Raw genomic sequence first — 24,857 nt, forward strand, 5'->3', positions numbered from 1 at the left:
CCCGGACCGTGGTGACGGTCCGGGCCCGCTCCGTGATGCTCACGTTGCGATGCGCTCCGGGGTACTGCGCGCTGCGACTCGAAGGCGGGGCTGTGCGTACGCTCTGTACGCGCCGCCGGGCTGAGGCTTGGTGCGGTTCTCGCTCAGGCGCTTGCGTTGCGCGCCCGGTTGCGAGCGGCGCGGCGCTTCATCGCGCGGCGCTCGTCCTCGCTGAGGCCACCCCAGACGCCGGAGTCCTGGCCGGACTCGAGCGCCCACTGCAGGCACTGCTCCATGACGGGGCAGCGGCGGCAGACAGCCTTGGCTTCCTCGATCTGCAGCAGCGCAGGACCGGTGTTGCCGATGGGGAAGAACAGCTCGGGGTCTTCCTCACGACAAACGGCGTTGTGACGCCAGTCCATGGCTGCTACCTCTCCTTGGTATTACACGCTTGTTGCTTGTGAATGTGAACGCTTTCACGAATCCCCCCGCAGATGACGGGCCGACCCCCAGATGGACTGGGTGTGGTCTGTGATGGTGAGGAGGGGTTCTGGCTCTCAGTGGAGGCCGGTGTTGCGGGCCGTCCCGATCGCCATGAAGAGATTCCCAAACCTCGGCGACGGATACAACCCCTTCTGGAAAGTTTTTTTTGATTCCTCGGTGTCGACTAGGTCACAGGCGCACTTCTTAGGGGTGGGACCCAGTCCAAACGTTCGAGTTAAAGGACTTTCGGCCCTTCCACTCACACAATCACACGCAGTGCACGGCGTACGCCTGTGAACGTCACGCTCGTACGCAGTCCCAGGTGGTCACCGTCCATCTGGAAGGGCAGCGGGACCTTTGAATGCAAGGTGAAGTCCGTGAGGTCATGCCGTGAAACAGCGTGCTTGCCGCGGGGCCCCTTCTCGGGGCTCGAAGTGAGCAGCTGGGTGCCGTAGAGGGCCACCGCCGGGGTGGACAGACGCTTCAGTCCGAGGACGTCCAGCGCGGTGTCGAAGGAGGCCTTCGGCGAGGCGTAGACCGGGCGATTGCCCAGGTAGGTCCAGGGGGCGGTGTTGCAGATTATGGAGAGTGCGAGGTCGGTCACCGGCTCCTGGCCGGGCACGTCGAGCGTGATCGTCCCGTGCCGGCGATGGGCCTCGTTCAGGAACTGCCGCACCACCTGGCGTACGTACAGGGCGTGCGTCGAACGCTTGCCGCCCTCGCGTTTCTGTTCGACCCGGCCGACGACTCCGGCGTCGAACCCGAGTCCGGCACAGAAAGTGAACCAGCGTTCGGGAACGGACTCGTCCTCGGTTCCCGGGGTGCCGGCGGCCAGACCCAGACCGACCGTGCGTTCGGTCCGTTTCTCCAGGGCGTCCAGAATCGCGCCGGTCGCCTCCACCGCGTCGTTCGGCAGCCCGAGGGCGCGCGCGAAGACATTGGTGGACCCGCCGGGAACCACGGCGAGCTTCGGGAGGGCGTCCACGTCCGGGCCCCGGTGCAGCAGCCCGTTCACGACCTCGTTCACCGTGCCGTCGCCGCCGAGGGCGACCACCAGATCGATGTCGTCGCTGTCCGCCGCCCGCCGCCCCAGGTCGCGCGCGTGCCCCCGGTACTCCGTGGTCACCGCCTCCAGCTTCATCTCGCTGGCCAGCGCGTGGATGAGCACATCTCGGGTGCGGGCACTGGTGGTGGTAGCAGCTGGGTTGACCACGAGGAGTGCGCGCATGACGGCCAGCCTACCTACCGGGCGGTTCAGGTCCGTAGGGCCTCCCGTTTGGATCATGTCGGGCTCGCGGGGTCCGGCACGCGCATCTGCGGCGTTGTCGTCAATCACCATGGCTCCGCCATGCCTCAATCCTCCGCCTTGCAGCTGCACGCACCGGACCCCGCTCCCTGATCCGACCTGATCCAAACAGGAGGCCCTAGCCCCCGTTCGCTGCGCTCGGAACCGGTGACGGAACGTGACCGGACGCCGTGCCGTGCGCCCGGACGGGTGAGGCTCACTCGCACCCCGGCTTCACTTCCGGGCCCCGGGGATGCCAACCTGAAAGGCGTGAGTACTCAAGCGACCCCCTCCACGCCGTCGCCCTCCACCGCGGAGCGCCCGACCAGGATCACCGTCCTCGCCGGGGTCAACGCGCTCGAAGGCCTGGCGCTCGCCCTCGGCGGTGTCTACATGCTCGTCATGGGGCTGCTCGGGAAGCTGGAGAGCACACAGCAGGCCGAGACGGTCGGGATCACCCTGGTCGCGCTCGGCGCGATCCCGCTGATCGCCGCCCGCGGGCTGCTGCTGCTGCGCAGCTGGAGCCGGGGGCCCGCGCTGATCACCCAGATCATGGCGCTGCCGGTGGCCTGGACGCTGCTGCGCTCGCAGGGCGCCCTGATTCCCACCGGAATCGTGCTGGCGGCGGTCGCCGTCACCGGACTCGTGCTCGTCCTGAACCCGGCGACCACCCAGGACCTCGGCATCCGCCGGGGGCCGAGGGCGACCCCCGAGGCCTGAGCCGACGGACCCCGCCCCGCCGGCCCGCTCCTCGCCTACTCCTCGACGAGCAGCCGCTCACGCAGCTGCGCCAGGGTGCGGGCCAGCAGCCGCGAGACGTGCATCTGCGAGATGCCGACCTCCTGGGCGATCTGCGACTGGGTCATGTTCCCGAAGAAGCGCAGCAGCAGGATGCGCTTCTCGCGCGGCGGCAGGTCCTCCAGGAGCGGCTTGAGCGACTCCCGGTACTCCACGCCCTCCAGCGCCTCGTCCTCCGAGCCCAGCGTGTCCGCGACCGCCGGCGACTCGTCGTCCGTGTCCGGCACGTCCAGCGAGAGCGTGCTGTACGCGTTGGCCGACTCCAGACCCTCCAGCACCTCCTCCTCGGAGATGCCGAGCCGCTCGGCCAGCTCGTGCACCGTCGGCGAGCGGCCGTGCTGCTGGGAGAGCTCCGCGGTGGCCGTGGTCAGCGAAAGCCGCAGCTCCTGGAGGCGGCGCGGCACCCGCACCGCCCAGCCCTTGTCCCGGAAGTGGCGCTTGATCTCGCCGACCACCGTGGGGGTGGCGTACGTCGAGAACTCCACCCCCCGGTCCGGGTCGAACCGGTCCACGGACTTGATCAGCCCGATCGTGGCGACCTGGGTCAGGTCGTCCAGCGGCTCGCCCCGATTGCGGAAGCGGCGCGCCAGATGCTCCACCAGCGGCAGATGCATCCGCACCAGCCGGTTGCGCAGCTCGGCCTTCTCCGCCGAACCGTCGGGCAGTTCCCGCAGCTCGAAGAAGAGGGCCCGGGCCCCGCTGCGGTCGTGTGGATCGTGGTGCCCGTGCTCGCTCATCTGGCCCGCCCGCTCTGCCTGCGACTGCTGCTCCACCGCGACGTTGAGGCTCTCGGGCCCGTCCGCTCCGTCCACCGGATGCGGCCGGGCCTGTTGTTCCGGGATGCCTGCTGGGCGCACCACCCCGGATCGGATCGTCTCGTCCCGCACAGGACCGTCCCCGTTCCCGTCGCTCACGCCGGCCCGGGGCCCGCGCCGCGCTGTTTGTAGAGGCTGATGCTGACCGTACGGTCGTCGGCGACCGTGGAGTCGACCTTGCCGGCCAGCGCGGAGAGCACCGTCCAGGCGAAGGTGTCGCGCTCGGGCGCCCGGCCGTCCGTGGTGGGCGCCGACACCGTCACTTCGAGGGAATCGTCGACGAGACGGAAGACGCAGCTGAGGACGGAGCCGGGCACGGCCTGCTGGAGCAGGATCGCGCAGGCCTCGTCGACCGCGATGCGAAGATCCTCGATCTCGTCGAGAGTGAAGTCCAAACGCGCTGCGAGACCGGCCGTGGCCGTTCGCAGCACCGACAGGTAGGCACCCGCAGCGGGCAGCCGGACTTCCACGAAGTCCTGATTCCCGGGCTCGCCTGCGATCTGGGACACCCTCACCTCCAAGGTGGCACAAACTCTTTCGAGGTTCCGGGAAGGGTGGCCCGGAGCCATGCGGTCCGTCGACGGTTCTTCGGCTCGGCGACGTTATCGGATCCATGATGCCGTGTCGTACGGACCCCATACCCCGACCGTCACTCATGGTAAGCCCATGAGTACGCACAGTGGCTAGGGGTCTGCGGCGTCCAATTGCGAAGAACCAGCGCCGCATTGACGTACCCAGGCGTCAGACGATCGAACCGTCCTCGAAGCACCAGCGCCAGCTCTCGCCCGTCTCGAAGCTCCGCATCACGGGGTGACCGGTCGCCCGGAAGTGTCCGGTGGCGTGCCGCAGCGGCGACGAATCGCAGCAGCCGACGTGCCCACAGGTCAGACAGAGCCGCAGCTGCACGGGGTGGGTGCCCGCCTCCAGGCACTCGGGACAGGTCTCGCCGAGCGGCACGGGCTCGGGGCGTGGCAGATCCGCTACATGCGCACACTCGCTCATGATGGGCAGATTACGACGGATCCGAGGACGGTGGGATGGACGCGCTGCCGCTGGTGGCCCTGGTCGCGGCCAGCGCCGCGGTCGCCGGAGCGGCCCGCCGCACCCCGGTGCCCGCCCCGCTCGTGCTGGTCGCGGTGGGGCTCGTGGCCGGCTATCTGCCGGGTGTTCCGACGTACCACCTGGACGCGCACGTCGTGCTGCCGCTGCTGCTTCCGCCGCTGCTCCACACAGCGGCCGTGGACAGCTCCTACCTGGATCTGCGGGCCAACATCCGGCCGGTCGCCCTGCTCTCGGTGGGCTACACCCTCTTCGCGACCGTCGCGGTGGGCTGGCTGGCCTACCGGATCATCCCGGACCTGCCGCTGACCGCCGCCCTGGTCCTGGGGGCGGTCGTCGCCCCGCCGGACGCCGTGACGGCCGCCGCCATCGCCCGCCGGGTCGGGCTGCCCGCCCGGGTGACCACGATCCTCCAGGGCGAGTCGCTGGTGAACGACGCCACGGCGATCACCGCGTTCCGGGTGGCGCTGGCCGCCGCGGTGGGGGAGGGGATGAGCTGGGCCGCCGGGATCGGCGAGTTCCTGCTGGCGGCGGTCGGCGGCGTCGGTGTCGGGCTGCTGCTGATGGTGCCGCTGCACTGGCTGCGTACGCATCTCAAGGAAGCGCTCCTCCAGAACACGCTCTCCCTCCTGATCCCCTTCGTGGCGTACGCGGCGGCCGAACGGGTGCATGCCTCCGGTGTTCTCGCCGTGGTCGTCGTCGCCCTCTATCTGGGCCACCGCTCCTGGCAGGTCGACTTCGCCACCCGTCTTCAGGAGGCGGCCGTCTGGAAGATGGTGGCGTTCATCCTGGAGTCGACGGTGTTCGCCCTGATCGGGCTCCAGCTGCCGTTCGTCCTGAAGGGGCTCGGCTCGTTCGGGGTGGGGGAGGCGCTCGGTTACGCCGTCCTCGTGTTCCTGGCCGTCGTCGTGGTCCGCTTCGTCTGGGTCTACCCGGCCACCTATCTGCCCCGGTGGCTCTCGCGCCGCGTCCGGGAGCGCGAGCCGGGCACCGACTGGACCGCGCCGCTGATCGTCGGCTGGGCCGGGATGCGCGGGGTCGTCTCGCTCGCCGTCGCGTTCTCGATCCCGCTGGTCATGCAGGACGGCGAACCGTTCCCGGCCCGCAGTCTGGTGCTGTTCCTGACCTTCACCACCGTCATCGGCACGCTGGTGATCCAGGGGCTGACGCTGCCCGTCCTCGTCCGCGTACTGAAGCTGTCGGGCCCCGATCCGCAGACCGTCACGCTGGTCGAGGCGCAGGCCCAGAGCGAGGCCTCCGCGGCCGCCGAGGCCCGTCTGGACGAACTGCTGGCCGACCCGCACAGCAGCCTGCCGCCGCCGCTGGCCGACCGGTTGCGCAGTGTGCTGGAGCGCCGCCGCAACGCCGTGTGGGAGCGCCTGGGCGCGGCCGACCCGGTCACCGGGGAGTCGGCGGACGACACCTACCGGCGGCTGTCGCGGGAGATGATCGAGGCCGAACGCGAGGTCTTCGTGCGGCTCCGCGACGAGCGGCGGATCGACGACGAGATGATGCGCACGCTGCTGCGCCGGCTGGATCTGGAGGAGGCCGCCGCCTACCGGGAGACGGACGACTCCTGAGGCGGCGCGGGCGGCGTCCCGGGGGTGCCGGTGATCACCGCGGCCACCCGGGCGCCCGGCGCGAACGCGCCCTCCCCGGCCAGCGCGGTCAGCGCGAACAGCAGCTTGGCGACGTAGACGCGTTCCATGGGCAGTCCGTGCCGGTCCTCGAAGTCCGCGGCGAAGGCCTCCAGCTCCGGGGTGGAGCGGGCGTAGCCGCCGAAGGTGAAGCGCTCGTCCAGCGTCCAGCCGCCGGACGGGCCGCCGAACGCCTCGCGCTGGAGCCGCTCCACCTCCCGCCCGAGAAAGCCGCCGCGCAGCACCGGCACGCCCAGGGCCCGCTGCCCGGGGTCCAGACCGGCGGCGAGCCCGGCCAGGGTGCCGCCCGTACCGCAGGCCACGGCCGCGACATCGGCCGCTCCGGCCAGCTCGCGCCCCAGCGCCGTACAGCCCTGTGCGGCCAGGGCATTGCTCCCGCCCTCCGGGATGACCTCCACGTCCCCGTACCGGCTCAGCAGCCCCTCCAGGACCTCGGGGGAGGCCTTCGCGCGGTACGTCGTACGGTCCACGAAGTGCAGCCGCATACCGTCGGCGGCGCACCGGGCGAGCGACGGGTTGAGCGGGCGATGGGCCAGCTCGTCGCCGCGGACGACGCCGATGGTGGGGAACCCGAGCAGCCGTCCGGCCGCCGCGGTGGCCCGGAGGTGGTTGGAGTACGCGCCGCCGAACGTGAGCACGGGACGCCCGGCGGCGGCCTCCAGATTGAGGACGAGTTTGCGCCACTTGTTGCCCGGCAGGTCCGGGTGGATCAGGTCGTCCCGCTTGAGGAGCAGGGTCACCCCGTGGCGCGCGAAGCGCTCGTCCCGGACGTCCAGCAGCGGGGAGGGCACCCGGGGCCGCAGGAGGGCGTCGAGGCGGGGCGGGTGGTCGGGCGGGCTGTTCACCCGCCCATTGTCGTCCGCCCCTCGCGCCGGCGACGTTTCAGGATGCGGCCAGCCAGAGGTCCGGGCCGAACACCTCGTAGTGGACGTCGGCCGGCCGGACGCCCGCCTCCAGCAGCCGGGCGCGGACGGCCCGCATGAACGGGAGCGGGCCGCAGAGATAGGCGTGCGTGCCCGGCCGTACGGTGATGCCGTCCAGGTCGACGAGGCCGGTGCGGTTCACGGGGTGCCCGGCCTCCGGGGTCTCGTACCAGAAGTGCGCCTCGGCGTCCGGGAGCTTCTCCGTCAGCCGGACGTGGTCGTTGCGCAGGGCGTGGTCGGCCGGTGAGCGGTCGCCGTGCACGACGGTGACCGGCCCCTGGTGGCCCTCCTGGGCGAGGTGCTCCAGCATCGACAGCATCGGGGTGCAGCCGATCCCCGCCGAGGCCAGCAGCAGGGGCGCGTCCAGGTGGTCGAGCACCAGGTCCCCGTAGGGGACGGAGACGCGCAGCAGGTCGCCCGCGCGGGTGTGCTCGTGCAGGTGCCGGGAGACCTCGCCGTCGGGCGTGGCCTGGCCGCGTACGTGTTTCACGGTGATCGACCGGAGCCGGGAGCCGGGGGCGCAGGAGAGGCTGTACTGGCGTATCTGGCGGGCCCCGTCGGGGAGTTCGACCTGTACGGAGACGTACTGGCCGGGCCGGAAGGCGGGCGGGGGCGTGTCCTCGGCGGGGCGCAGCAGGAAGGTGGCGACGTCCTCGGTCTCCTCGACCCGGGCGGCGACCTCCCATTCCCGCCACACGTCTCCCGCCGCGACGCCCTGCTGGGCGTAGAGGCGCTTCTCGACGGCGATGAGGGCGTTCGCCATCAGCCAGTAGACCTCGTCCCAGGCGGCGGCGACCTCCGGGGTGACCGCGTCGCCCAGGACGTCGGCGATGGCCGCGAACAAGTGGGTGTGCACCACCTCGTACTGCTCCGGGGTCACCCCGAGCGAGGCGTGCTTGTGGGCGATCCGGTCCAGCATCACGTCCGGCCGGGTGCCGGGCCGCTCGACCAGCGCGGTCGCGAACGCGGCGATGGACCCGGCCAGAGCCCTGCGCTGGTCGCCGGAGGCCTGGTTGCCCCGGTTGAACAGGTCCCGCAGCAGCTCGGGGTGGGCGGCGAAGAGCTTCTCGTAGAAGAGGTCGGCGATGTCCCCGATGGCCGCGCCGACGGCGGGAAGGGTGGCGCGGACGGTGGCGGTGGACCGGTCGGAGAGCATGGGGCTCCTTATAATTGGAATGGCAGATGCATATTTAAGGGCGGCGGAAACCGCCCCGGCGGGCGGACGCGTTCGAGGGGTTGGGGGCGGGTCGGGTCTCAGTCGGGCGGGGGGCCGCTGCCGATGCCCAGCAGTAGCGGCCCGGTGGGGGAGGCGACGAGGTCGGTGACGGTGATCGGGTCCAGTGCCGCGTAGAACGCTTCCTGGGCTCCCCGCAGGGCTCCGCGCAGCCGGCAGCCGGAGCGGAGCGGGCAAGGGGTGTCGCCCTCGCACTCCACGACCTCCTCCGGCCCCTCCAGCTCCCGCACCAGCGAGCCGATCGACGCGGAGTGACCGGCGGAGGTCAGGGTGAGCCCGCCGCCCCGGCCGCGCCGGGCGTCGAGGAGGCCGAGGTGCTGGAGGCGGGCGACGACCTTCGCGGTGTGCGTGTACGGGACCCGCATGGTCGCCGCCACCTCGCGGGTGGTCGGCGGCTCCTGGCCCTCGGCGACCGCCAGCCGCATGAGGACGCGGAGTGCCACGTCGGTGAATCTCGTCAACCGCATGGGGTCAGGATAGATAAGTGGTATGTGAGATGCAAATTAAGCGGCCCGCCCGGCGACGGGGATCAACGTGCCCCGCCCGAAGGCGGATTAATCGCACTCTTTTGTGTAATGGCGGGCCGCTCCTCCTGCTGAAAGGCTTCTGTACGCAGGTCAGCCCATGATCGAAAGGACGTCAGATGTCCGTTGGTGAAGAGGTTCGCGACACGCAGGCGCCGCCGCAGCAGAGTCTGGGGACGGCAGCTGCGCGGAACCTCGCGACGACCACCAAATCCGCGCCGCAGATGCAGGAGATCACCTCGCGGTGGCTGCTGAAGATGCTGCCGTGGGTGCAGGTACAGGGCGGTACGTACCGGGTGAACCGTCGGCTCAGCTATTCGGTCGGTGACGGCCGGGTGACGTTCGTCCAGACCGGGGACCGGGTGGCCGTGATCCCCGCCGAGCTGGGAGAACTGCCCGCTCTGCGTAATTTCGGGGACGAGGAGGTCCTCGCCGAGCTCGCCCGCAGGTGCGAGCAGCGGGACGTGGCCGCGGGGGAGGTGCTCGCCGCCTCGGGGGACGCGGCGGACCGGGTCTTCCTGCTGGCGCACGGCAAGGTCGAGAAGATCGGAGCCGGACTCTACGGCGACGAGACGGAGCTCGGGGTCCTCGCCGACGGCGCGTACTTCGGTGACCAGAGCCTGCTCGACGGCGACGCCGTCTGGGAGTACACCGCCCGCGCGGTCACCCCGTGCACGCTGCTCACCCTGAGCCGTGCCGATGTGTTCAACCTGGCGGAGCGCGCCGATTCGCTGCGCGGCCACCTCGCCGGTCTGCTGTCCATCCCGCATCAGCGGACCAACCACTACGGCGAGGCGGAGATCGACCTCTCGGCCGGCCATGTGGGGGAGGCGGTCGTCCCGCACACCTTCGTCGACTACGACGCGGCGCCGCGCGAGTACGAACTGAGCGTCGCCCAGACGGTGCTGAAGGTGCACAGCCGGGTCGCCGATCTCTACAACCAGCCGATGAACCAGACCGAGCAGCAGTTGCGGCTCACGGTCGAGGCGCTGCGCGAGCGCCAGGAGCACGAGCTCATCAACAACAGGGAGTTCGGACTGCTCAACAACTGCGACTACGGGCAGCGGCTCCAGCCGCACGACGGGGTGCCCAGCCCGGACGACATGGACGAGCTGCTCTCGCGCCGGCGCGGATCGAAGCTCTTCCTCGCCCACCCGAAGGCCATCGCCGCCTTCGGCCGCGAGTGCAACCGGCGCGGGCTCGTCCCGGAGAGCGTCGACATCGGCGGCCACCATGTGCCCGCCTGGCGCGGGGTGCCGATCTTCCCGTCCAACAAGATCCCGGTCACCGACGCCCGCACCACCTCCATCATCTGCATGAGGACCGGCGAGGCCGAGCAGGGCGTCATCGGCCTCCAGCAGACCGGCATCCCCGACGAGATCGAGCCGAGCCTCTCGGTCCGTTTCATGGGCATCGACGAGCAGGCGATCATCTCCTACCTGGTGACGGCGTACTACTCCGCCGCCATCCTGGTACCGGACGCCCTCGGTGTGCTGGAGAACGTCGAGGTCAGCCGCTGGCGCTGACCCCGAGTCACCCCGGGGGTCCGGGCGGCAGCGGCCGCCCGGACCCCCGGGTCCCGCACCCATCGCCTCGCCCCAGGGAGTGACCGTGACCATGACCAGTACGGACGCAGCGACGGAAGGGCACGAGGCCGCGGCGCTCCTGGAGCGCACCCGCGCCGTCGTCGACCCCCATCTGCGATCGGCCGTGGAGTCGTTGCCCGGCGGCATACGCCGGATCGCGATGTACCACTTCGGCTGGGAGAACGCCGACGGAACCCCCGCCGCCGGCCAGGCGGGCAAGGCCATCAGGCCGGCCCTCGTGCTGGCCGCCGCCCGTGCGCTGGGCGGCGATCCGGAACGCGCAGTCCGGGCCGCCGTCGCCGTCGAGCTCGCCCACAACTTCACCCTGCTCCACGACGACGTCATCGACGAGGACACCACCCGCAGGCACCGGCCCACCGCCTGGGCGGTCTTCGGCATCCCGGACGCCATCATCACCGGCGACGCCATGCTCGCCCTCGCTCAGCGCCTGCTCGCCGAGGACTCCCACCCGGCCGCCGCCCGCGCCGCCGCCCGCCTCTCCTCCTGCGTCATCGAGCTGTGCGCGGGCCAGCAGGCGGACTGCGCCTTCGAGGAGCGCGGCCCCGACGAGGTCACGCTCGACGAATGCCTCGCCATGGCGACCGCCAAGACCGGCGCCCTGCTCGGCTGCGCCTGTGCGCTCGGAGCCCTCTACGCCGGGGCCGAGGACCGGGCGGTCCGCGCGATGGACGGGTTCGGCCGGGAGGCCGGGCTCTCCTTCCAGCTCATCGACGACCTGATCGGCATCTGGGGCGACCCGGACCGCACCGGCAAGCCCGTCGGGGCCGACCTGGCCGCCCACAAGAAGTCGCTGCCCGTGGTCGCCGCCCTCACCTCGGGCACCCCGGCCGCCGCGGAGCTCGCCGCGCTCTACCGGGGTCCCCTGAACACCGCCGCCGAGGTGAGCCGGGCGGCCGACGCGGTGGACCGGGCCGGCGGCCGGGACTGGGCACAGGTCTGCGCGGCCGACCGGATGGCCCGCGCGGTCCACCACCTCTCCCGGGCGGTCCCCGACCCGAGCGCGGCGGGCGACCTGCTGGCGCTGGCCGAGTTCGTCACCCGCAGGACCAGCTGAGCCACCTCGCGTGACCGGCTCCGCCCTCTCAACTCTAGTATTCCGGAGGTTGGTTGACAGGAAAGCGTGCAGAGAGGCGGCGGCCGGTCATGGGCATACGGATTCAGCGGGCGGAGCAGCGGGACCGGGAGCTGGTCGTCTCGGTCATGGAAGAGGCGTTCCACCGCGACCCGGTCAGCAGCTGGGTGTTCCCCGACGAGGAGCACCGGCGCGCGGTGCACGGAAGGTTCCTCGGCGTCTTCGTCGACGTGGCCCTCGCCGAGGGCCGTATCGACATCGCCGAGGACGGAGCCGCGGTGGCCCTGTGGCTGCCGGTGCCCGCCGGCGCCCCCGAGGAGGAGGACCCCACGCCCGCCCTGATGCGACAGACGGCCGACCCCGACAACGAGCGCTGCGAACTGGTGGGCAGGCTCACCGGAGCGATCCACCCGCACGACCGTGCGCACGCCTATCTGCTGATGATCGGCGTCACCCCCGACCGCCAGGGGGAGGGCATCGGCGCGGAGCTGATCGGGGCGGAGCTGGAGCGCTGCGACCGGGACGGGCTGCCGGCCTATCTGGAGGCCAGCAGCGCCCGGAGCCGGACGCTGTACGAGCGGCTCGGATTCCGCTTCCTCGGCCGCGCCGTCGAGCTGCCGGACGGCCCGCCGATGTACCCCATGTGGCGTGAACCCCAGGCTGGTTGAGCCACTACGGAGGGTGGTACGGAAGCCACCCCGGGCAGGGGCTACAGTCCCTGCTCATGACAGATGAGTCGTGGTCCGGCTGGTACCGGGACGCCAAGGGTTCCGATGCCGTCGTTCTCACCACGGACGGACAGCAGCTCCGGCTCCGGATCCGGGGCGTCGACTTCGAGGGCGAGAGCTTCGACCGCCTGGGGCCGGTCGCCGGCGCACCGCCGGAGGGCGGGACGTTCGCCCTCGCGGACGGCGCGCTCACCGACTGTGTACTGGAGTGGGACCTGCCGTTGCCCGTCCTCGTCGCGGGCGCGCTCCGCCACGCCACGCTCAGCTGTCTGCTCTCCCTGCGCCGGACCGACCCGGACCTCCACCTCGCCCTCCATCTGGACGGCGCGGTGTACGAATCGGCCCGCGCCGAACGCGACTTCGCCGTGGCCCTGGCCGCCGTCCAGCGGATCCTTCCGGACTCCATCCGGATCCAGACCTGTATCGCCTGCGCCTTCTCCGACTACTTCCCGGCCCCGGGCCGGGGCCTCTCCGGCGGCCTCGCCTGCTTCCGCGGGGCCAAGGACGCCTACCGGGGATCGGCGGGCGAGGGCGATGTCCTGGGGCTGTGGGACCGGCGGTCCGGGTTCGTCCAGGAGATCTGGAGCTGCCGCGAGTTCGAGATGCGCCCGGCCGACGGCGCGGGCACCGGCCACCGGGGAGCCTTCCCCCTGGAACACGCCTGATCCGACCGGCATCCCGACCGGCCCCGACCGGCATCCGGCCGCCCCCTGACCGGCCTCCGCCCGCCGCCCCACCGCTCACCTGCCTCCGCCCCGTACCGCATCCCGGTACGGGGCGGACGTGCGTACCCCGTTGCCGCCACCTCATTGTTCTACTAGCATGCGAACAACGGAGGTTTTCCATGACAAGCAAGAACCTTGGCCGCGTAACGTTCGCCGCCCTGCCCTTTGTCCTCGCACTCCTCATCGACCTCACCCTCTACGCCACCATCGCGGACCGTCTGCCCGACCGGCTGGCCGTCCACTTCGACGCCGGCGGCACCGCCAACGGGTACCTGGGCTCCACCGCGTATCTCCTCTACTCGGTCCTGTCGCTGCTCGTGCTCGGAGCCGTGTGGGCCCTCATCGCGGTCGCCGGCAGGCTCTACGGCCGGTTCCACCGCTGGTACGCCGGTGGAGGCTTCGCCGTCGCCGCGTTCCTCGGCTATCTGCAGATCGCCGTCCTGTACGTCAACGTGGACGCCCCCGAAGGCGGCCGGGCCGACGGCTTCCCGCTGTGGCACATCGCCGTGGCCCTCGGCGCGGCCGTCGCCGCCGGAGCCCTCGGTCTGCTGCTGGCCCGGCTCGTCCCCGTACCCGAGGACCCGCGCGACGGGGAACCGGCGGTCCGCGAGCGGCTGACGCTCGCCGACGGCGAGGTGGCCGGCTGGGCGCGCGGGATCGGCGCGTGGTGGGCGCCGATCGCGGTGCTGCTGTTGCTGGCGGCCGGTGTCACCGTCGGCCGCGAGCTGAACTGGTTCGCCGGGGCGCCGCTGATCCTCGTCGCCCTGGTGATGGCCACCTTCTGCCGCCCCCACGTCACGGTGGACCGGCGTGGCCTGACCGTCTCCGGCCTGCTGCCCCGGCCCCGGGTGCGGGTGTCGCTGGAGCGGATGGCGGGAGCGGAGAGCCGCCGCGTCAACGCCCTCGCGGAGTACGGCGGATGGGGCTACCGCATCCGCCCCGAGCGCAGCGGGGTCATCACCCGCTCGGGTGAGGCCATCGTCGTCAGCCTGACGAGCGGCCGTGAGTTCGCCGTCACCGTCGACGACTCGGCCACCGGCGCGGCGCTGCTCAACACGCTGCTCGACCGGCAGCGGGCGGGGCGCTGACCATGCTCTTCCGGGTCGACCCGACCTCCACCGTGCCGCTCGGGGACCAGATCGCCGCCTCGGTCCGGCGTGCTGTCGCCGAGGGGGCGGTGACCCCGGGCGAGCGGCTGCCCGCCGCCCGGGTGCTCGCCGAGTCCCTCGGCGTGAACGTCCACACCGTGCTGCGCGGCTACCAACGGCTGCGCGAGGAAGGGCTGATCGAGCTGCGGCGCGGCCGGGGCGCGGCGATCACCGCGGGTGCCTCGCCGCAGCGGGCCCGGCTGCTGGAGCGGGTCCGCGAAGCGGTCGCGGACGCCCGGGACCTGGGCATGACCGAGGACGAGCTGCTGGCCCTCGTCCGCAGCGAACTCGACGCCTGACGGGGTTCGGGCGGGGCCCACCGCGCAGAGGACCGTTCCGTGAGCGGAACGGTCCTCTGTCGTGTGGGGGGTGCCGGCCGGTCCCGGGACACGGGACCGGCCGGCCACAGCCGCTGGTACGGCCGTTGTCGCCGACGCGTGCGCCCCGGTGTCAGGAGGCGGAGCGGGCGAGCGCGGCCAGGCCGTTCTGCCAGAGCTGGTTCACCCGGGCCCGCTCGTTGGCGTCCGGCTGGGCGTTGGTGCAGGACGGGCCGGGTCCGCCACCGGACATCAACTCGCTGCACGGGCCGGAGTAGTTGTCCGGCAGACCGAGCACATGGCCGGTCTCGTGCGTGGTGACGCGGGTCGAGTCGTACTGCTGGTTCTGGGCGTAGTCCAGGAAGATGTAGCCGCGGCCGTGCCCGTCGGTGCTCGCGTAGGAGCCGCGCGGGTCGTTGCCCTCGCGGTACGTGAAGTCCGCGCCGGAGCCCTCCTGGAGCTGGACGTTGGAGACCGAACTGTTCCAGATCTGCGTGCTGTTGGCTATCTGGCTGCGGAAGGACGGCGCACCGGAGGCGTCGTAGGTGACCGTGACGGCCTTGATGCCCGGGTTGGCGGCGCGCTTCTCGGCGACGGACTTCATGACCGCGTCGAGGAAGGCGCGGTTCGCCTCGGCGTTCTCGCCGGAGCCGTTGTACGCGGCGATGGTGGAGGAGGCGGAAGGGGCGGCAGGGGCCGGAGCGGCGACAGCGACCGGTGCGGTGCCCAGCGCGGCGACGAGACCGAGGCCGGCGGCGGCGGTGGCGACGGCGTTCTTGAGGTGTCTCATGGGGGGATTTCTCCTACCTGTCCGAACGAACCCACGCCGTGGGGGTGTCCGCTGGGCGGACAAGGCGTGGGGCGGTACGGGGAAGAGTGTGGTGCAGCGCACAGTCGCCGGGGATGATGCCGAACGGCGATAGCGCCGCCCTATCGCCGCCCCGCCCCGCTCTTTGTGCACGTCAGCCGCTCGTCACCATGACAGGCGCACGTCATCCGCACGGCATCGTCACAGGCCTCCAGGCCCAACACTCCCTGAATTGCCGCTGTTTGGTGGGGTTGCGACGTCTGGTGCGCGGTGGCCTGCGGTCATAGTCTCCGCTGCATGGAGCTGGAGGTGAGACACCTCAGGGCGCTGGTCGCCATCGCCGACGCGGGCAGCCTGCATCAGGCGGCCCGTCGCCTCGGCGTGAGCCAGCCCTCCCTGACCACCCAGCTCCGGCGGATCGAGAACGTGCTCGGCGCCGAACTCTTCCGCCGCGAACGCACCGGCTGCCGGCCGACCTCCCTGGGCCGGGCCGTCCTCGGTCGGGCCCGCCCCCTCGTCGACGGCATGAGCGAACTGGTCGCCGAGGCGCTGGCGGAGGCCGAGGCCGCCCGGCCCCGCGGCTCCCGGCTGCGCATCGGCTCCACCGCGAGCCGGGTCATCGGCGGCTGGCTGCGCCGGCTGCGGGTCGCGCTGCCCGGCGCCGACATCTCCCTGCGGGTCGACGTCTCCGCCCACGCACTGCTGCGCTCGGTCGAGGCGGGCCGCCTGGACGTCGCCTTCGTGCACGAGGTGGAGGGCTGCCCGCTCGCCGTGCCGGAGGGCCTGGAGCAGCGCGTACTCGTGGACCGGGAACCGCAGTTCATCTCGCTCTCGCGGGACCATCCGGCCGCCCGCCGCCGGGTGGTGGAGCTCGGTGATCTGGCGGGCGACCCGTGGATGGTCGACCCGACGGTGGACGGCGAGTGGGACGGGGTGCGCCGGGTGCTCGGCGCCGCCGGACTGAACCCGCCGGTCCTGCACGGCGATTACCTCACCGCCGCCTCGCTCGTCGTGCTCGGCGAGGCCGTCGCCCCCTGCCAGCCGACGTCGGGCCCGCGCGACGACATGGTGATCCGCCCGCTGCTGGGCGACCCGCTCGCGGTGCGGCTACTCCTGGTCTCGCGGCCCGGCACGGACATCGAGGTGGTGTACGCGCAGTTGGAGGACGCCTACCGGGACGCGGCGCGCCGGGCGAGCGGCTACCACGAGTGGCTGCTGCGCCACCGCTCCCCGCTGGCCTGCACGCCCTGACCTCTGGCCGCCGACCGCTCCGCCGCCCCGGCCGGGAAGTTCCCCGTTCTGCTGACAGCGTGGCCGTGTTCCCCCGCCCCCGTCCGGTGGGCAGGGTCGTCCCATGAGGCTTCTGATGCTGGGTGGTACGGAGTTCGTCGGGCGGGCCGTCACCGATGCGGCGCTGGAGAGGGGCTGGGACGTCACGGTGTTCCACCGGGGCCGTCACGCGCCGCCGCCCGGCGCGAGAGCGCTGACCGGGGACCGGGCCGCGGGCCCGGCCGGACTCGCGGCGCTCACGGGCGGCGGGCCGGACTGGGACCTGGTGGTCGACACCTGGAGCGGTGCGCCGTCCGCCGTCCGGGACGCCGCCCGGCTGCTGTGCGGCCGCGCCGGGCACTTCAGTTACGTCTCCAGCCGCTCGGTGTATGCCTACCCGGCCGCCGCCGGGCTCGACGAGGAAGGCCCGCTGGTGGCCGGCGCCTCGCCCGACGACGGCGGGGACGTGCCGTACGACCGGGCCAAGCGCGGCGGTGAGCTGGCCGCCCTCGACGCCTTCGGGGACCGGGCGCTGCTGGCCCGGGCCGGGCTGATCATCGGGCCCGGGGAGAACATCGGCCGGCTGCCCTGGTGGCTGTCGCGGATCGCCCGGGGCGGACCGGTGATCGCCCCCGGCCCGCCCGGAACGGAGCTCCAGTACATCGACGCCCGGGACCTGGCCGAGTGGCTCCTGGACGCGGCGGCGGGCGGGCTGCACGGCGCGTACAACACGGTCAGCCGCCCCGGCCACGCCACCATGGGCGAGCTGTTGACGGCCTGTGCGCGCGCCACCGGTTCCGACGCCGAGCTGCGCTGGACCGATCCGGAGGTTCTGCTGGCCGCCGGGGTCGAGCCCTGGAGCGACCTGCCGGTCTGGCTGCCGCCGGGCGAGCTGTACGACACGCTCCACCGGGGCGACCACACCAAGGCGTACGCCGCGGGGCTGCGCTGCCGCCCGGTCGGGGAGACCGTCGCGGACACCTGGACCTGGCTGCGCACGCTGGGCGGCGTCGCCCCCCGGCGCCCCGACCGCCCGGCCGTCGGCCTCGACCCGCATCTGGAGGCGAAGCTGCTGGCCCCCTGACGCACCGCCTGACACACCGCTTCCGTGTGCGTGTCGCGGCGAAGAACCCTCCTATAGGCCTACACAAGGGAGCAAGAGCGGCGTGTCATACAAAATGACTAAGTGATGACCATGCATATTGCGCGGCATGGAACAGAAGGCGCGCAGGCGCGGCAACGCAATCCGGGCAGCAGTGACAGTGGCCACGGCCGCGGCGATGGTGGGCGTGCTGGCCCCGGCCGCGGGTGCCGATCCGCTGCCGGGTGGACTGGGACCCTGCCTCGGCAGCTCCTGCCCGCCCAGCTGGAACAACCCCAGCAATGATCCGGTCGAATACTTCGACAGCAACATCAACGTCTTCGTCGGCGGGGACTTCCTGGTCCGGGAGGCGGCGGCCGAGGCGGAGGGCAAGGTCGTCACCCTCGGCCGGTTCGACATGGACAAGCGGGACGGGGTCTCGCAGATCTACAACGTCGGTATCGCGGGCGTCGGTTCACGGGTGCCGCCGCCGGACGGTTCCGACTATCTGACGGCCGGCGGGGACATCAGCATCGCCGACGGCGAGCGCCTCGTCGCCGAGGAGGGCTCGCACTCCGGCCGCGTGGCACACGCGCAGGGCCTCACGGGCACGGTGAGCCCCACCACCGCCCCGCGCTTCGACACGGACGCGGTGGCGCCGTACACCGCGCTGCGCCCGCAGCTCACCGAGGCCAGCCACTGCTACGCGTACGACGGCGACGAGCACCGGCAGGCCACCGGCACCTGGCAGGTGGTCGGCGACACCATGACGTTCACCGGGGACGGTTCGTCCGCGATCCAGATCTTCGACGTGGACGCGGACCTGGAGTCGGAGGCGGGCGGCAACACGGGCTTCGTGTTCAACGGCATCCCCGCGGGCGCGACCGTCCTGGTCAACGTCTACGGCACCACCCGGAGCGTCGCCACGTTCATGGGCTCGTTCCCGAACGAGGGCCTCCGCGAGAACCTGCTGTGGAACTTCCCGGACGCCACCGATCTGTCGCTGACCGGTCCGGCCCAGTTCGCGGGCAGCGTCCTGGTCGGCCAGCCGACGAGCAACACCGTGCTCAGCATGAGCGGCACCAACGGCCGCTTCTACACGGCGGGTTCGCTCACCCACACCTCGTCGGGCAGATCCGGCGGCCAGGAGATCCACGCGTACCCCTTCAACGGCGACCTGCCCACCTGCACACCCGACCCGACGCCGACCCCGACGGATCCCACGCCGACCCCGACGGATCCGACGCCCACGCCGACGGACCCGACGCCGACTCCGACGGATCCCACGCCGACCCCCACGGACCCGACGCCCACGCCGACCCCCACGGACCCGACGCCGACCCCGACGGACCCGACGCCGACGCCCACGGACCCCACCCCCACCGATCCGACCGACCCCACCCCGACCCCCACCGACCCCACGGACCCGACGCCGACCCCCACCCCCACCGGCCACACGCCGCACCCCACGCACTCGCCGAGCCACCCGGGTGAGCTGCCCGACACCGGCTCCCGGGGCGGCGAATGGATCCTCGGGTCCATCGCGGCAGCGCTGGTGGCCGCCGGCGGTACGGTCCTCGTGGCCACGCGCAGGGCGCGTCGCCGCACCTTCTAGCAGGCGCGGAGCAGCGCCGGTTAGCGTGGTCCGATGACCGAACAGCCGACCGGACCGCTGCTGCACCTCGCCGAAGCACCTCTGTGGGAGGCGGCCCGCGGGTCGGGGACGTACGAGATGTCCACCCGCGGCCGCACCCTCCAGGAGGAGGGCTTCATCCACCTCTCGCTGCCCCGGCAACTCCCCGGTGTGGCCCGGATGCTGTACGGGGACGACGACCGGGACCTCGTGGTCCTGGTCGTCGACCCCGGCCGCCTCGCCGACCCCGTCCGGTACGAGGCGATGAAGCCCGGCGGCGAGGAGTTCCCGCATCTGTACGGACCGCTCCCGGTGGACGCGGTCGTGGAGGTGCGGCCCTGGCACGGCGACGGAGAACGACGAGAGGAAGACGAACCCCAGTGATCGGCCCCCTCACCGCGGTGACCGGAGCGAGCGGAGCGGTCGGCGGCCGGGTCGCCCGGCGGCTCGCCCGGACCGGCGTACCCGTACGGCTCCTCGGCCGCGACCCCGCCCGCCTGCCCGACGTGCCCGGCGCCGACCATGCGCCCGCCGCCCCCTACGGCGACGGGGAGGCCATGCGCCGGGCCCTCGACGGGGCCCACACCCTGTTCCTGGTCTCCGCCCACGAAAGCCCCCACCGGGTGCGCGAGCACACCACCGCGATCGACGCCGCCGTGGCGGTGGGCGTGGAGCGGATCGTGTACGTGTCCTTCCAGGGGGCCGCGCCCGACGCCACGTTCACCTTCGCCCGCGACCACTGGGAAACCGAGGCCCACATCCGTACGGCCGAGGTGCGCCACACCTTCCTGCGCGACAACTGGTACCTGGCCGGGCTGCCCGCGATGACCGGGACCGACGGCGTGCTGCGCGGGCCCGGCGGCGACGGGCGGGTGGCGGCCGTCGCCCACGAGGACATCGCCGACGCGGCGGCGGCCGTGCTGCTGGACGAGGGCACGGACCACGACGGCCGGGTCTACGACCTCACCGGACCGGAGGCGTTCACCCTCGCCGAGGCGGCCGAGGAGCTGAGCCGCGTCACCGGACGCCCCGTCGTCTACGTCCCCGAGACCCGCGAGGAGGCCTACGCGTCCCGGGCCGGCTACGGGGCCGAGGACTGGGAGGTGGCCGGCTGGGTCACCTCGTACGAGGCCATCGCGGGCGGCGAACTGGCTGCCGTCTCCGACGCGGTGCCCACGCTCACCGGCCACCCCGCCATGAGCTTCGCGGAGTTCCTGGTGGAGAACCCGGACAGCTACCGTCACCTGCTGCCCGGCGGCTGACCGGGAGCCCCCGCCTCACCGCCACGGGATGTGCCGCCACGGGCTGCCCTCGCTCTCCGCCAGCAGACGGTGGGCGACGACGTTCTTCTCGTAGAACGGCCCGTACTCCTCCTCGTCGAACCGCAGCACCCGCCCCAGCGAGTAGCCCGCCGAGAACTCCTCCCAGGACCGGTGGGCCGACTTGCTCAGCGCCCCCGCGTAGACGATCGCCTGCTCCGCGTCGGCGGGGGCGCAGTAGCGTGCCGCCAGCCCCCAGCGCGCCAGGTTCACCGCCCGCCCGTAGTCGTAGGCGACCGTCGTGTGCACCCGGCCGTCCGGCGGCAGCAGCCCGTCCGCGCGGAACCGGGCCTCGTAGCGCATGATCCGGCGCACCAGCTCCTCGATGCCCTTCACCGTGCCGGAGTCCGCCCCCAGATCCTGGGCGTGGCCCGCCGCGGTCTCGCGCCACAGGTCGGCCGAGGGCAACTCGCCCATCGCGGACGCCAGCTGGTCGCGGGTACGCAGCACGAAGTCCGGCTCCGGCGGGCTGTTGGCGGCCTCCAGCAGCGCGTCCAGCTGCTTGCGCCACTCCGCGTGGTCGGTGATGCCCCAGGAATCGCGCAGCAGCTCGCGCTCGGTGGTGTACTCGCGGTAGACCGTCCCGACCTCGTTCCACGGCACCGCGTTCCCGATCGCCAGATGCGCGCCGCAGGCCAGCCCGTACGCCAACGGCCCGTGCAGCGCGCCGTGGCGCAGCGCGAGCAGCCGGTTCTCCCGGAGACGGTCGTTCTCCGCGTAGGCGCGCTGCCACAGCGCCAGGTCGGTCGGGGCCGTCGGCAGCAGCAGCTGGCCGGGCGTGCCCACGTTCACCCCGAGGAACATGCGGGGGTCGGACCAGCCGAACTCGGCGGCCCAGCGCAGCGAGACCCCGTGGAAGACCCAGTCCGGATGCCACGCGGGCAGCATGCCCCGGGTGAGCACCGGCCGGCAGACGAAGCCCGACGGGTCGTGGTGGGCGCGCCAGGTGATGGTGTCCGGCCGCGCGTCCACCTCGGCGCGCGGGGCCGGGATGTACAGCTCGGCCCCGGCCAGGGCGGCCAGTTGGGCCCGCCCGTCGCCGCGCAGCGCCGCCTCGTGCAGGAGCTGCTCGGTCTCGGACGGCGGAACCCAGGGAGCCGGGGGAGCCGGGTGGGCCGGGGCTGCCGGGGGAGCCGGGTAGTGGTGCGGCTGGTTCGGGTGGATCGGGTTCATGACCACGCGATGTTCCGGTAGGGGCTGGTGGGGTCCTGGAGCAGGGTGCGGTGCTCGGCGAGCGACTGCCGGTACGTGGGCTCCGCCGCCTCCGCGCCGTCGTCCTCGGCCCGGTGGACGATGCGGGCCATGAGGTAACCGAGGGAGAAGTCCGCCCACGACGAATAGGCGCCCCGGGCCAGCTCGCCGAGGCGCAGCACGTCCTGCTCGGCCTCGTGCGGATCGCCGTACCGGGCGCCGAGCGCGAGCCGTACGACGTTGACCGCCCGGCCGAGGTCGAAGGCGGCCAGGGTGTCCACACGGCCGTCCGGGGCCAGCGCACCGTCGGCCCGGAGCCGGTCCTCGTACCGGGCGATGTGGTGCAGCGACCGTTCCGCGAGCGCCCGGTCGTCGGCGTCGCGCGCGGCGAAGGCCCGGGCCACCGCATCGGACCACTCCTCGCGGGACGGCGTACGCCCCAGCCGGGCGGCCAGGGTGTGCCGGGTGCGCAGGACGGCCTCCTGGACCCGCCCGACCAGCTGGTTCCTCATCAGCGACGCGAGGCGGTCGCGGTACTCGGCGCGGTGCGGGACGCCCCACGGGCTGCGGAGCCGGGCCCGGTCGCTCGCGTAGTCCTCGTAGACGGCGCCGAGCCGGTTCCAGATCAGGCCGTTGGTGACGGCCAGATGGGCGCCGAGCGCCAGCCCGTGGGCGAGCGGGCCGTGCAGCGGACCGCCGCTGTCGGCGAGCAGCACCCCGCGCTCGGGTCCCCCGGAGTGCTCGTCGGCCTTCAGCCAGGCCTTCAGGTGCCTGGGCCGGGCGTCGACCGTCACCGCGTACGGGGTGCCGTGGTTCACCGCGAGGCGGCGCACGTCGTACGGCCAGGTCCGGGCCAGCTCGCCGAGGCTCACCGCGCGGAACACCCACTCCGGGTGCCAGGGCGGCAGCACCCCCGGGGTCAGGACCGGGACGCAGGTCCGCCGGGTGGCCTCGTCGCGGATCGTGGGCAGCGGGGCCGTCCAGCCCGGGATGTCCGCGTGCAGCCGGGCGACGAGCACGTACAGCCGGGTCCGCGCGAGCACCTCCACCACCGCGTCGGCGCTGCCGCCCGCGACCGCGGCGGACAGCGCGCGCTCGATCCCGGTGGGCGCCACCGCTCCGCCGCTCTCTGTTCCTGCCCCGTTCCCCGTTGTCACGGAGCCGATCCTACGAAACGGGCCCCGCGCCCGGCCCGGGTGGTCAGAGGCCCGCCGGGCGCACCAGCCCCGACTCGTACGCGAACACCGCCGCCTGGGTCCGGTCGCGGACGCCCAACTTGACCAGGATGCGGCCCACATGGGTCTTCACCGTCTGCTCCGCGAGGACCAGTCGACCGGCGATCTCCGCGTTCGACAGGCCGCCCGCGATCAGCGACAGCACCTCCGTCTCGCGCTCGGTCAGATCACCGATCCGCGCCTTGAGCGGTGGACGCGGGGCCCCGGCCGTCCGGGAGAACTCCACGATCAGCCGCTTGGTGATGTTGGGGGAGAGCAGTGCGTCGCCCGCCGCCACCACCCGTACCGCATGGGCGAGTTCATCGGCGGAGGCGTCCTTGAGCAGAAAGCCGGAGGCGCCCGCGCGCAGTGCCTCGTAGACGTACTCGTCGAGATCGAAGGTGGTCAGCACGAGCACCTTCACCGCGGAGCCCACGCGCGCGGTGATCCGGCGGGTCGCCTCGATCCCGCCCAGCTCGGGCATCCGGATGTCCATCAGCACGACGTCCGGGGCGAGTTCGCCGACCTTGGCGACCGCGTCCAGACCGTTCACGGCCTGTCCGACGACCTCGATGTCCGGCTCGGCGTTCAGCAGGACCGTGAAGCCCTGGCGGACCATCATCTGGTCGTCGGCGATCACGGCACGGATGGGCGGGGTCATGGGACTTCCTCGGTCGTCGTGTCCGGCTCGGTCGTCCCGGTGCCGGCGGGCAGGATCGCGGTGACTTCCCAGCCGCCGTCGGGGGTCGGTCCGGTGGCCAGCTCGCCGCCGAGCATCGCGGCGCGCTCGCGCATGCCCAGCAGGCCGTGCCGGACACCGGCGGAGGGGGTGGCCGGGCGCTCCGGCGGGGAGTTGACGACCCGGACGGTCAGCCCGGTGAACCGGTGTCCGATCACCACCTGGGCGCTCGCCCCGGGCGCGTGGCGCATCACGTTGCTCAGGGCCTCCTGCACGATGCGGTACGCGGACAGCTCGACGCCCGGCGAAAGGGGGCGAGGTGCGCCGGTGGTGGAGACGGCGACGGCGAGACCGGCGGAACGCACGGTGGCCACCAGCTCGCCGAGCCGGTCGAGACCGGGCTGCGGGGCATGCCGCGTACTCCGCGCGGGCGCGTCCTCCGAGCGCAGGACGCCGAGCACCCGGCGCAGCTCGGCCAGCGCCTCCAGGGCGTTCTCGCGGATGCCGGTCAGATTCTCCCGCAGCTCCTCGGTGGGGTGCTCCACCAGATGCGGGGCGACCTGCGCCTGGATGGAGATCACCGACATGTGATGGGCGACCACGTCGTGCAGCTCCCGGGCGATCCGGTTGCGCTCCTCCAGCAGGGTGCGCCGCGCCCGCTCCTCGGCGGTCAACCCGGCCTGGACGACGAGGTCCTTACGGGCGAGGCGCAGGCTGCGCAACGCCGCGCCGAGGACCAGGGCGACGACGAACACCGGTGCGGAGCGGTCCAGGTCGAGGTTGTGCCGCTGGGTCTGGTGCAGCGTGAGGGCCATGCCCGCCAGCAGCGTGAGGGCCAGCGCTCCCGTCGCACGGCTCAGCGGGACGCGCAGTGCCAGCAGGAACAGCGCCCCGCCCTGGAACACCATCCCCATGACGCTCCAGGGGAACAGCCGGTCCGGGCTCATGACCGGCTCGGTGACCAGGACCGTGGTCACCGACAGCGCGGTCGCCGCCCACCACGCCCCGACCGGGCGGATCATCCCGGCGACCAGCACCACGGACTGCGCCAGGGCGGCCAGCACGGCCCACCCGCTGACTCCGTCGCTGGCCTCCGTGACCAGTTCATTGGTACGGGGCACCGCGAAGCAGGCGGCCGCGATGATCAGCAGCACGAGCAACGACGGCCGCCACACCGGCGCGTCCGGCTCGCCCATGCGCGGCACCCGGTCGGCGGGCGCGGCCCACAACTCCTCGTACAGCGCACGCGGCGCCCGGCGCACCGCCGCCCGCAGACGCACCGCCCTCGATGACGTCACGGCCCCACCG

The 24,857-nt window shown here is 72.6% G+C and carries 26 protein-coding genes; 13 read left to right on the top strand and 13 right to left on the bottom strand.

All coding sequences use genetic code 11. The annotated features are described in order from the left end of the window. Positions 1-143: 143 nt before the first annotated feature. Positions 144-401, bottom strand: coding sequence for a WhiB family transcriptional regulator (locus ACSMXR_RS25600; RefSeq protein ID WP_003953983.1), 258 nt, complete (start codon positions 399-401; stop codon positions 144-146). A gap of 320 nt (positions 402-721) precedes the next feature. After that, a complete protein-coding gene (locus tag ACSMXR_RS25605) occupies positions 722-1,690 on the bottom strand; it encodes a diacylglycerol/lipid kinase family protein (RefSeq protein WP_137231780.1) in 969 nt (322 codons plus the stop codon). A 327-nt stretch (positions 1,691-2,017) separates the two neighbouring features. On the opposite strand from ACSMXR_RS25605, the gene ACSMXR_RS25610 reads away from it, so the two are divergent. Beyond that, a complete protein-coding gene (locus ACSMXR_RS25610) occupies positions 2,018-2,467 on the top strand; it encodes a hypothetical protein (protein WP_376188623.1) in 450 nt (149 codons plus the stop codon). 35 nt (positions 2,468-2,502) lie between these two features. On the opposite strand, the gene ACSMXR_RS25615 is transcribed toward ACSMXR_RS25610, so the two are convergent. From ACSMXR_RS25615 to ACSMXR_RS25625, 3 genes are all read right to left on the bottom strand, one after another. After that, positions 2,503-3,459, bottom strand: a complete 957-nt coding sequence (locus tag ACSMXR_RS25615) for an RNA polymerase sigma factor SigF (RefSeq protein ID WP_374202247.1) — start codon at positions 3,457-3,459, stop codon at positions 2,503-2,505. Beyond that, on the bottom strand, positions 3,456-3,869 hold the full coding sequence (locus ACSMXR_RS25620; RefSeq protein WP_003966375.1) for an ATP-binding protein: 414 nt from the start codon (positions 3,867-3,869) through the stop codon (positions 3,456-3,458). The genes ACSMXR_RS25615 and ACSMXR_RS25620 overlap by 4 nt, the downstream gene beginning before the upstream one ends. 232 nt (positions 3,870-4,101) lie before the next feature. Further along, entirely contained in the window at positions 4,102-4,362 is a 261-nt protein-coding gene (locus ACSMXR_RS25625; RefSeq protein WP_137231779.1) for a UBP-type zinc finger domain-containing protein, read from the bottom strand. A gap of 35 nt (positions 4,363-4,397) precedes the next feature. Here ACSMXR_RS25625 and ACSMXR_RS25630 point away from each other — a divergent pair, with 35 nt between their 5' ends. After that, positions 4,398-5,999 (top strand): Na+/H+ antiporter, encoded by a 1,602-nt coding sequence (locus ACSMXR_RS25630; RefSeq protein ID WP_473170003.1) that lies wholly within the window; start codon positions 4,398-4,400, stop codon positions 5,997-5,999. Here ACSMXR_RS25630 and ACSMXR_RS25635 read toward each other — a convergent pair. The 3 genes from ACSMXR_RS25635 to ACSMXR_RS25645 form a co-directional block, all read right to left on the bottom strand. Continuing rightward, on the bottom strand, positions 5,975-6,922 hold the full coding sequence (locus ACSMXR_RS25635) for a 1-aminocyclopropane-1-carboxylate deaminase/D-cysteine desulfhydrase (RefSeq protein WP_473170004.1): 948 nt from the start codon (positions 6,920-6,922) through the stop codon (positions 5,975-5,977). The genes ACSMXR_RS25630 and ACSMXR_RS25635 overlap by 25 nt on opposite strands. A 37-nt stretch (positions 6,923-6,959) precedes the next feature. Beyond that, the gene (locus tag ACSMXR_RS25640; protein ID WP_381906295.1) at positions 6,960-8,156 is read right to left on the bottom strand and encodes a globin domain-containing protein; all 1,197 of its coding nucleotides are present in this window, start codon (positions 8,154-8,156) and stop codon (positions 6,960-6,962) included. A 98-nt stretch (positions 8,157-8,254) separates the two neighbouring features. Then, positions 8,255-8,701 (bottom strand): RrF2 family transcriptional regulator, encoded by a 447-nt coding sequence (locus tag ACSMXR_RS25645; protein WP_137231775.1) that lies wholly within the window; start codon positions 8,699-8,701, stop codon positions 8,255-8,257. Positions 8,702-8,877: 176 nt separating this feature from the next. Here ACSMXR_RS25645 and ACSMXR_RS25650 point away from each other — a divergent pair, with 176 nt between their 5' ends. From ACSMXR_RS25650 to ACSMXR_RS25675, 6 genes are all read left to right on the top strand, one after another. Beyond that, positions 8,878-10,284 carry a family 2B encapsulin nanocompartment shell protein gene (locus ACSMXR_RS25650; protein WP_137231774.1) on the top strand — a complete coding sequence of 469 codons (1,407 nt, stop codon included), beginning with the start codon at positions 8,878-8,880 and terminating at the stop codon, positions 10,282-10,284. A gap of 91 nt (positions 10,285-10,375) precedes the next feature. Then, a complete protein-coding gene (locus tag ACSMXR_RS25655) occupies positions 10,376-11,419 on the top strand; it encodes a family 2 encapsulin nanocompartment cargo protein polyprenyl transferase (RefSeq protein WP_473170005.1) in 1,044 nt (347 codons plus the stop codon). An 89-nt stretch (positions 11,420-11,508) separates the two neighbouring features. Continuing rightward, complete coding sequence (locus tag ACSMXR_RS25660; protein ID WP_473170006.1) at positions 11,509-12,105, top strand: GNAT family N-acetyltransferase; 597 nt, start codon at positions 11,509-11,511, stop codon at positions 12,103-12,105. Positions 12,106-12,161: 56 nt separating this feature from the next. Further along, a complete protein-coding gene (locus tag ACSMXR_RS25665; RefSeq protein ID WP_381909731.1) occupies positions 12,162-12,830 on the top strand; it encodes a DUF6304 family protein in 669 nt (222 codons plus the stop codon). Positions 12,831-13,009: 179 nt separating this feature from the next. Continuing rightward, positions 13,010-13,978 (top strand): SdpI family protein, encoded by a 969-nt coding sequence (locus ACSMXR_RS25670; RefSeq protein ID WP_381856463.1) that lies wholly within the window; start codon positions 13,010-13,012, stop codon positions 13,976-13,978. Between the two features lie 2 nt (positions 13,979-13,980). Continuing rightward, positions 13,981-14,337, top strand: coding sequence for a GntR family transcriptional regulator (locus tag ACSMXR_RS25675; protein WP_137231769.1), 357 nt, complete (start codon positions 13,981-13,983; stop codon positions 14,335-14,337). A gap of 151 nt (positions 14,338-14,488) precedes the next feature. On the opposite strand, the gene snpA is transcribed toward ACSMXR_RS25675, so the two are convergent. Beyond that, on the bottom strand, positions 14,489-15,145 hold the full coding sequence (gene snpA, locus ACSMXR_RS25680; RefSeq protein WP_376188851.1) for a snapalysin: 657 nt from the start codon (positions 15,143-15,145) through the stop codon (positions 14,489-14,491). A gap of 315 nt (positions 15,146-15,460) precedes the next feature. On the opposite strand from snpA, the gene ACSMXR_RS25685 reads away from it, so the two are divergent. From ACSMXR_RS25685 to ACSMXR_RS25705, 5 genes are all read left to right on the top strand, one after another. Further along, positions 15,461-16,414, top strand: coding sequence for a LysR family transcriptional regulator (locus ACSMXR_RS25685; protein WP_137231767.1), 954 nt, complete (start codon positions 15,461-15,463; stop codon positions 16,412-16,414). A 103-nt stretch (positions 16,415-16,517) separates the two neighbouring features. Next, the gene (locus ACSMXR_RS25690; RefSeq protein WP_473170007.1) at positions 16,518-17,516 is read left to right on the top strand and encodes an NAD-dependent epimerase/dehydratase family protein; all 999 of its coding nucleotides are present in this window, start codon (positions 16,518-16,520) and stop codon (positions 17,514-17,516) included. A 127-nt stretch (positions 17,517-17,643) separates the two neighbouring features. Then, positions 17,644-19,128 (top strand): choice-of-anchor A family protein, encoded by a 1,485-nt coding sequence (locus ACSMXR_RS25695; RefSeq protein ID WP_473170008.1) that lies wholly within the window; start codon positions 17,644-17,646, stop codon positions 19,126-19,128. A 33-nt stretch (positions 19,129-19,161) separates the two neighbouring features. Beyond that, complete coding sequence (locus ACSMXR_RS25700) at positions 19,162-19,530, top strand: DUF952 domain-containing protein (protein ID WP_030079494.1); 369 nt, start codon at positions 19,162-19,164, stop codon at positions 19,528-19,530. Further along, entirely contained in the window at positions 19,527-20,408 is an 882-nt protein-coding gene (locus tag ACSMXR_RS25705) for an SDR family oxidoreductase (RefSeq protein ID WP_103538094.1), read from the top strand. The genes ACSMXR_RS25700 and ACSMXR_RS25705 overlap by 4 nt, the downstream gene beginning before the upstream one ends. Before the next feature lie 15 nt (positions 20,409-20,423). Here ACSMXR_RS25705 and ACSMXR_RS25710 read toward each other — a convergent pair whose 3' ends face one another. The 4 genes from ACSMXR_RS25710 to ACSMXR_RS25725 are packed head-to-tail and all read right to left on the bottom strand — an operon-like array spanning position 20,424 to position 24,847. After that, entirely contained in the window at positions 20,424-21,638 is a 1,215-nt protein-coding gene (locus ACSMXR_RS25710) for a DUF1266 domain-containing protein (RefSeq protein ID WP_374935572.1), read from the bottom strand. Next, complete coding sequence (locus ACSMXR_RS25715; protein WP_473170009.1) at positions 21,635-22,813, bottom strand: DUF1266 domain-containing protein; 1,179 nt, start codon at positions 22,811-22,813, stop codon at positions 21,635-21,637. Before ACSMXR_RS25715 ends, ACSMXR_RS25710 begins: the two co-directional genes overlap by 4 nt. Positions 22,814-22,856: 43 nt before the next feature. Beyond that, positions 22,857-23,531 (bottom strand): response regulator, encoded by a 675-nt coding sequence (locus ACSMXR_RS25720; RefSeq protein WP_473170010.1) that lies wholly within the window; start codon positions 23,529-23,531, stop codon positions 22,857-22,859. Next, positions 23,528-24,847: a sensor histidine kinase gene (locus ACSMXR_RS25725; RefSeq protein WP_473170011.1), complete on the bottom strand. Its 1,320-nt coding sequence runs from the start codon at positions 24,845-24,847 to the stop codon at positions 23,528-23,530. Before ACSMXR_RS25725 ends, ACSMXR_RS25720 begins: the two co-directional genes overlap by 4 nt. Between the last annotated feature and the right edge of the window lie 10 nt (positions 24,848-24,857).

This window comes from Streptomyces sp. DSM 106670, assembly GCF_055792845.1.